Source organism: Blastococcus sp. SYSU D00813, from assembly GCF_054050735.1.
Genome location: NZ_JBJGZX010000006.1, coordinates 182,037 through 189,690 on the forward strand (window position 1 = coordinate 182,037; position 7,654 = coordinate 189,690).

Consider the following 7,654-nt stretch of genomic DNA (forward strand, 5'->3'; position numbering starts at 1 on the left):
CTAGACCGCCTCGACCACCACCGCGACGCCCTGCCCGCCGCCGACGGCGATGGCGGCCAGCCCCGTGCCGCCCCGCCCGCTGCGGACCAGCTGGGAGAACAGCCGCACGGCGAGCACCGCGCCCGAGGCCCCCCACGGGTGGCCCAGCGCCAGCGCGCCGCCCTCGGGGCACACCCGCTCCGGGTCGAGCCCCAGCTCCGCGCAGCAGGCCAGGACCTGCCCGGCGAAGGCCTCGTTGAACTCCACGACGTCGACCTCGTCGAGGCCCAGCCCTGCGCGGTCCAAGGCCTGCCGGGCCGCGGGGACGATGCCCAGCCCGGGCCGGTTCGGGTCGACCCCGGCGGTCGCGGTGGCCAGCACGCGCAGGCCGGGCAGCGCGAGCCGGCGGTGCGTCGCGGCGTCGACGAGGGTGACCGCCGCGGCGCCGTCGTTGACCCCGCACGAGTTGCCGACCGTGACCGCGCCGCCGGGCACGAACGCCGGGCGCAGCCGGCCCAGCCGCTCGACGGTGAGCCCGGCGCGGGGCCGCTCGTCCCGGTCGACGCCGCCCACGGGGACCAGCTCGGCGGCGAACCCGCCGCCCTGCTGGGTGGCCACCGCCCGGGCGTGCGAGCGGGCGGCGTAGGCGTCCTGCGCCTCCCGCGGGATCCCGGCCTCCCGCGCGACCAGCTCCGCGGCCGGGCCCATGTCGGGGTCGCCGACCGCCGCCGGCGCGAACGGCGCCCGCGTGTAGCGGACCGGGGGCTCGTCGCCGCGCGGCGGCCAGGAGCGCCACGGGGCGGTCGAGGCCGACTCGACCCCACCGGCGAGCACCGCCCCGGGCTCCCCGGCGCGCAGCTGGGCCGCCGCCAGCACGATCGCGGCCAGCCCGCTGCCGCACTGCCGGTCGACGGTCAGGCCGGGCACGGTGACCGGCAGCCCGGCCTGCAGCGCCGCCACCCGGGCGACGTCGCCGCCGGGGCCGGTGCAGTTGCCGAGCACGACCTCGCGCAGCTCGACGTCCGCGGGCAGCCCGGCGGCCAGGTCGGCGAGGACGGCGGCGGCGAGGTCGGCCGCGGTGCACGAGGCGAGCGCGTGGCCCGCCGTCCCGATCGGCGTGCGCCGGGCCACGACGACGACGGGCGCGTCGGTCACGGCGTGCCCGCCGGCGCGAGCCGCCCCTCGGCGGCCAGCTCGGCGACCGCGCCGCGGTCGACCTTGCCGGCGGGGGTGAGCGGGAGCCGGGGCAGGGCGAACCAGCGGCGCGGGCGCTGCGCGGCGGGGAGCACCTCGCGGGCGGCGGCACGGACGCCCGGGAGCAGCGCCGGGTCGGGGAGGACGGCGGCCACGACCGCGCCCAGCCGCTCGTGCGGGACGCCGAGCACGAGCACGTCGGCGCCGGTGGCCCGGTGCAGCGCCCGCTCGACGTCGCCCACGAGCACGGTGACCCCGCCGGTGACGACGGCGTCCGCGCCCCGGCCGGTGACGGTGAGCAGCCCGCCGGCCAGCCGGCCGCGGTCGCCGACCGTGGCGGACCCGTCGGGGGCGAGGGTGAACGGCCCGTCGCCGTCGAGGTAGCCGCGGGACAGGAACGGCGAGCGGGCCCAGATCCGGCCGTCGCGGACCTCGACGGCCACGTCCGGGAACGGCCGCAGGTCCTCCTCGTGCGTGCCCCAGGCGACGAAGGAGAGCTCCGCGGCCCCGTAGTAGTGGGCGACCCGCGCGCCGGCCGCCTCCGCGCGCCCGGCCAGGTCGCGGCGCAGCCGGTCCCCGGCGACGACGACGGTGCGCCCGGCGAGGTCGGCCCCGTCGCCCAGCGCGGCGGTCAGCGCGGCGGGGGTGAGGTGCAGGTGCGTGGCCTCCTGCGCGGTCGGCACGAGCGCGGCGCCGGCCGCCCGCGCGTGCACGGCGGCGAAGAGGTTCATCGTCGCCGACAAGGGCCCCGGCACGTGCACGCGCGCCGAGCCGTCGATGCCCGTCAGCGCGGAGACGTGTGGGAAGGAGTCGGTCCACGAGGCGGCGGTGCGGACGACGACCCGGGGCCGGTCGGTGGTGCCCGACGTCCGGAGCGCGACCAGCGCGTCCCGCCCGGCGGCCTCGAGGACGGCGGCCACCGGGTCCGCGGCCGCGGCGACGTCCGTCGGGAGCACGGATCGCAGGGTACGGTCCGCGCCCCCGGGGACCGTCAGCCGCGGACGAGCCGGTAGAAGCGGAAGAAGTCGTCGGCCACGTCGAGGACCTCGGCGTCGGCGAAGCCGGCCTGCCGGGCGTACTCCCGCAACGTGGCCGGGCGCATGACCGTGCCGGTGGCGGCCGACGGGGTGGCCGACATCCCGTCGGCCAGGCAGCACACCAGGCTGTAGCCGTACATCAGCCGCTCCACCTCGTCGCCGGGGGCGGTGAAGGTCTCGGCGACCCGCTCGTCCATGACCAGGACCGTCCCGGACTCCCCCGCCAGCCGGCGCATCGCGGCCAGCACCGACACCGGGTCGGGCAGGTCGTGGATGCACTCGAACGCCGTAACGACGTCGTAGTCCCCGTCGACGGTCGCCGCGTCGGCCACCGTGAAGCGGACGCGGTCGGCCACGCCGGCCTCCTCGGCGTTGCGGCGGGCCGCCCGCACCGAGGGCTCGTCGACGTCGAACCCGTCGACGGTCGCCTCCGGATAGGCCAGCGCGATGCCGATGGCCGACCAGCCGAACCCGCACCCCACGTCGGCGACCCGGCCGCCGGCCCGGAGCGCGGCGTCGACGTCGGGGATCGACGGCAGGTGCTCGCGGCCCAGCGCCCCGAGGAACAGCGGCCGGTTGGCCGCGGCCTGCGCCTCGCGGGCGTCGGTTCCGTGCTGCTCCCAGGAGACGCCGCCGCCGGTGCGGTAGGCCTCGGCCAGGGCGTCGACCTGCTTGCCGGCCCCGACGACGAAGCGGACGAGCGGGACGACGTGCGCCGGGCTCAGCCCGTCCGTGAAGGGCTCGACCGCGGCGGCGGGGAGGGTGAACCGGCGGGCGGCGGCGTCCCCCGGCCGCGCCGGGTCGTCCTGCGCGGTCAGGATCCCGGTCACCGCCTGCTGCTCGAGCCACTCGCGGGCGTAGCGCTCGGCGGTGCCGGTGCGACCGGCCAGCTCGGCGGGGGTCATCGGCCCGCCGGCGGCCAGGGCGCGGTACCAGCCGAGCCGGTCGCCGAGGTAGACCGCCTGCGCGTCGAGCACCGCGAGCACGGTGTCGAACAGCCGGCCGGCCACCGCCTCGGTGGCGGCGCCGTCGGTGTCGGGGCGGGTGTCGGTGGCGGTCACGGGAGCTCCTCTCGTCGGGGGTCGGCGCCGATGGTGGGGAGGGGCGCTTTCACCGCGCTGTCAGGTGCCGCTCGGCCCTTCCACGCCGCGGGGAACCCGGTCACGATGGCCGCCGTGCCCGCCGTCGCGGTCCTCGGCCCGGTGCTGCTGGAGGGCGTCCCCGTGCGCTCCGAGCGGCAGCGCCGGCTGCTCGCGGCGCTCGTGGCGGGGGTCCCGCACGCCGTGCCCGCCGGCACGCTCGCCGACCGGGTCTGGCCGGACGCGCCCCCGGCCGGCCCCTCGGGAGCGCTGCAGACGGTCGTGGCGCGCCTGCGGCGGGCGCTGCCGCCGGCCGTGCGGGTGGAGACGCTGCCCACCGGTTACCGGCTGGTCGCCCCGCGCGCGGAGGTCGACGTCACCGCGTTCGCCGACGCGGTGGCCGACGACGGCGGGCCGCCGGCGGAGCGGCTCGCCCGGCTGGACGCGGCGCTGGCCCTGTGGCGCGGCCGCCCGTACCCGGACCTGGAGGACGCCGACGCCGAGCCGGCCGTCGCGGAACTCGAAGGGCTGCGCGCCGACGCCCTCGAGGCCCGGGTCCGGGTCCTGCTCGACCTCGGGCGCACCGCCGAGGCCGTCGCCGCGGCCGAGGCCCTGGTGGCCGGGCACCCGCTGCGCGAGGGCGCCGTCGCCCTGCTCGCCCGCGCGCTCGTCGGCTGCGGCCGGCAGGCCGAGGCGGTGGCGGCGCTGGCCGCGCTGCGCCGCCGCCTGGCCGAGGAGCTCGGGCTGGACCCCTCCGCGGAGCTGCGGCGCCTGGAGTCCCAGGTGCTGCGCCAAGAGCTCCCGCCGGTGGCCGCCCCGGCGCCGGCGCTGCCGCTGCCGGTGAGCTCGTTCGTCGGCCGGGACGCCGACCTCGCCGCCGTCACCGACCTGCTCGACCGCTGCCGGGTGGTGACGCTGTGCGGGCCCGGCGGGGTCGGCAAGACCCGGCTGGCCCGGCACGTCGCCGCCGCGGTGGCCGGCCGCTACCCCGACGGCGTCGTGCTCGTCGAGTTCGGCCGGGGCGGCACCGACGACGTCGAGCCCGCCGTCGCCGCCGCGCTGCGGGTCGCCGGCGCGGGGGCGGAGCCGGTGGCGGACCGGGTGCTCAGCGTGCTCGCGGTGCGCCGGCAGCTGCTGGTGCTGGACAACTGCGAGCACGTGGTCGACGAGGTGGCCGCGCTGGTCGAGGCGGTGGTCATGGCCGCCCCGGGCGTGGACGTGCTGGCCACCAGCCGGGAGGCGCTGCGCGTCGACGGCGAGCACGTGCACCCGGTGCAGCCGCTGGGCGAGGCCGAGGCGGTGGCGCTGCTCCGTGCCCGGGTGGCCGCGCAGGACCCGGACGCCGTCCTCGACGGCGAGCCGGTGGCCCGGCTGTGCCACCGGCTGGACGGGCTGCCGCTGGCCCTGGAGCTGGCCGCCGCGCGGGTTGGCGTGCTCGGCGTGGGCGGGCTGCTCGAGGCGCTGGAGTCCTCCGACGGCGACGTCCTCGCCGGGGGCCGGCGGACGGCGGTTCCGCGGCACCGCTCGCTGCGCGAGGTGGTGGCGTGGTCGCACCGGCTGCTCGACCCGCGCCAGCAGCGGCTGTTCGAACGGCTGGCCGTCTTCGCCGGTCCGGTGGAGCAGGCGGCGGTGGCCGCGGTGTGCGGGGACGCGGCCGCGCTGCCGGAGCTGGTGGACCGGTCGCTGGTGGTGCGGGTGCCGGGCACCCCGCCGCGCTTCGGGATGCTGGAGACGCTGCGGGCGTTCGGGCGGGCGCGGCTGGCTCTCGACCCCGGGCTGCCGGCGCTGCGGGCCCGGCACGCGGCGTGGGCGGTGGCGCTGGCCGAGGAGGTCGCCGCCCAGCGGCGCGGCCCCGGGGAGCCGGCGGCCGTCGCCCGCTTCGACGCGCACCTCGCCGACCTGCGCCGGGCCCACGCGTGGCTGTGCGAGCACGGGCCGGTGGAGGACCTGCTGCGGCTGTCGCAGCCGGCGGGCGAGCTGGCGTGGCTGCGCGGTCGGGCCGACCTGGTCCTGCTCGTCGAGCGGGCGCTGGCGGTGGCCGGCGTCCTCGACCCGGTGAAAAGGACCGCCCGGCCGCCGGGGCACCCCCTCGCGGTGCGGCTGCTGGGCCTGCTGGCCACGTCCGGGTGGCAGCGCGGCGAGCTGGACCGGGCCGGGCAGTGGGCGCGGGCCGCGGTCGCCGGCGGCGGGGACGGCGGCGCGACCGGCTGGGCGCACGAGGCGCTGGCCAACGTGCACACGTTCCGCGGGCAGGTGGCGGCCGGGCGCCGGTCGGCGGCCACCGCGGCCGCTCTCGGCGCGGCCACCGGGGACCTCGAGCTCCAGCTCACCGCGGTCGTCGACCAGGTGCTCGCCGACACCTACGCGGGCGACGACGGAGCCGCCGCGGCCGACGAGGCGCCGCTGCTGGCGCTGGCCGCCCGGCTGGACTCCCCCACCGGGCACGCCTGGGCCGCCTACGCGCGCGGGGAGCGGCGGGCCGAGCGGTCGGCGCCGGGCGCGCAGGCCTTGCTGCGGGAGGCGGTCGCCCTCGCCGAGTCCGTGGACTCGACGTTCGTGGCCGGCATCGCGCGGCACACGCTGCTGACGTCGGGGCTGCGGCGGGACACCGCGGGCCCGCGCGGCCTCGCCGAGCTGCGGTCGCTGATCGACACCTGGCACCGGCTCGGCGCGTGGACCCAGCTGTGGGTGGCGATGCGGGCGCTGGTGGAGGTCCTGGCACGGACCGGCCGCTGCGCCGACGGCGCCGTCCTGCTGGGGGCCCTGCGGGCGAGCGAGCGGGCGCCCCGCGCGTTCGGCGCGGACTCGGCGCGGGAGGCGGCCGCCGAGGAGCGGCTGCGTGCGGCGCTGGGGCCGGCCGTCGACGACGCCCTGGCCCGGGGCGCCGGGCTGGGCGACGCCGGTGCCGTCGCGCACGCCCTGCGCGTCACCCGGCCCGCGCCGGCCTGAGCACACGGACGCGCCGGGAGGCCTGGCCCGGCGGTGCCGTCGAGGGCCACACTGGCCCGGCCCGCACGGGGGGATGCCGACGAGGAGGCCCCGTGGAGACGCGTGTCGACGAGATCGCCCCGGACGTCTACCGCCTGTGCACGTACGTGCCGGACGCCGACTTCCAGTTCAACCAGTACCTCGTGCTCGGCGAGGAGCCGCTGCTGTTCCACACCGGCCCGCGGGCGCTGTTCCCGCTGGTGGCGGAGGGGATGGCGCGGGTGATGCCGGTCGACCGGCTGCGCTGGGTCACGTTCGGCCACGTGGAGGCCGACGAGTGCGGGGCGATGAACGCCTGGCTCGCCGCCGCGCCGCGCGCGGAGGTGGCCCACGGGGCCCTGGGTTGCATGGTCTCGGTCGAGGACATGGCCGACCGGCCGCCGCGGCGGCTGGCCGACGGCGAGGTGATCGACGTCGGCGGCCGCCGGCTGCGGCACATCGACACCCCGCACGTGCCGCACGGCTGGGACGCCGGGGTGCTGTTCGAGGAGACCACCGGGACGCTGCTGTGCGGTGACCTGTTCACCGGCCTCGGCGACAGCCCGGCGCTCACCGAGCAGGACGTCGTGGGTCCGGCGGTGCAGGCCGAGGACGTCTTCGGTGCCACCTGCCTGACGCCGGGCACCGCGCCGGCCCTGCGGGGCCTGGCCGAGCTCCGGCCGACCACCCTGGCGCTCATGCACGGTCCCGCCTTCGCCGGTGACTGCGGGGCGGCGCTGCGCGACCTCGCCGACGCCTACGAGGCCCGGCTGACCTCGGCCGGCGCGCGGTTCTCCGCCCCCGGTGTGCCGGTCCCACCGTCGTCCCCGGCCGGCTGACAGGCGCCGTCCCCGCCGGGCGGGCGCGTCGTGGACGGCGCTCCCCCCGGCACCGCGTCAGGCGGCCGGCTCCCCGGTCCAGCGGGCGAGGAACTCCTTCTCGTCCGGGGTGAGCCGGCGCGGGCGGGCGATCGTGAAGTCGTAGGGCACCAGCAGGGTGCTGCCGGTGACGGCCAGCCGGTCGCCGTCGAACACCTCGTAGTGGCAGGTGAACGCGGCCGCGCGGATCCCGGAGACCCAGATCTGCACGTCCAGCGGCCGGGCCGTGTAGACGACCGGCAGCAGGTAGCGGATCTCGTGCGAGGCCACGACCGTGCCCTGGCGCAGCCCGGTGCGCTCCTCCAGCGAGGCGCGCTCGAAGAAGAGGTCGACGCGGGCCATCTCGAAGTACTGCAGGAAGACGACGTTGTTGACGTGCCCGTAGGCGTCCATGTCCGACCAGCGCATGGGGACCTGCACGGTGTGCCTCACGCGGCCACCCTGCCGCACCGGGCGGATATGTGGACACCAGGCCCCGGGGACGACGGCGGCCGGCCGGAGCGATCGCTCCGGCCGGCCG

The 7,654-nt window shown here is 79.2% G+C and carries 6 protein-coding genes; 2 read left to right on the forward strand and 4 right to left on the reverse strand.

The features are described 5' to 3' along the window. The 3 genes from ACI8AX_RS06655 to ACI8AX_RS06665 are packed head-to-tail and all read right to left on the reverse strand — an operon-like array spanning position 1 to position 3,271. Positions 1 to 1,134 carry a thiolase family protein gene (locus ACI8AX_RS06655; RefSeq protein ID WP_456549000.1) on the reverse strand — a complete coding sequence of 378 codons (1,134 nt, stop codon included), beginning with the start codon at positions 1,132 to 1,134 and terminating at the stop codon, positions 1 to 3. After that, positions 1,131 to 2,129, reverse strand: coding sequence for an AMP-binding protein (locus ACI8AX_RS06660; RefSeq protein ID WP_456549001.1), 999 nt, complete (start codon positions 2,127 to 2,129; stop codon positions 1,131 to 1,133). The genes ACI8AX_RS06655 and ACI8AX_RS06660 overlap by 4 nt, the downstream gene beginning before the upstream one ends. 35 nt (positions 2,130 to 2,164) lie before the next feature. After that, a complete protein-coding gene (locus tag ACI8AX_RS06665; protein ID WP_456549002.1) occupies positions 2,165 to 3,271 on the reverse strand; it encodes a class I SAM-dependent methyltransferase in 1,107 nt (368 codons plus the stop codon). A gap of 114 nt (positions 3,272 to 3,385) precedes the next feature. Between ACI8AX_RS06665 and ACI8AX_RS06670 the strand changes: the two genes are divergently transcribed. Next, a complete protein-coding gene (locus ACI8AX_RS06670; protein ID WP_456549003.1) occupies positions 3,386 to 6,238 on the forward strand; it encodes a BTAD domain-containing putative transcriptional regulator in 2,853 nt (950 codons plus the stop codon). 92 nt (positions 6,239 to 6,330) lie between these two features. Next, positions 6,331 to 7,095 carry an oxygen-binding di-iron domain-containing protein gene (locus tag ACI8AX_RS06675; RefSeq protein WP_456549004.1) on the forward strand — a complete coding sequence of 255 codons (765 nt, stop codon included), beginning with the start codon at positions 6,331 to 6,333 and terminating at the stop codon, positions 7,093 to 7,095. Between the two features lie 57 nt (positions 7,096 to 7,152). Here the strand turns inward: ACI8AX_RS06675 and ACI8AX_RS06680 are convergent, their stop codons facing one another. Then, positions 7,153 to 7,566: an acyl-CoA thioesterase gene (locus ACI8AX_RS06680; RefSeq protein ID WP_456549005.1), complete on the reverse strand. Its 414-nt coding sequence runs from the start codon at positions 7,564 to 7,566 to the stop codon at positions 7,153 to 7,155. Positions 7,567 to 7,654: the final 88 nt, after the last annotated feature.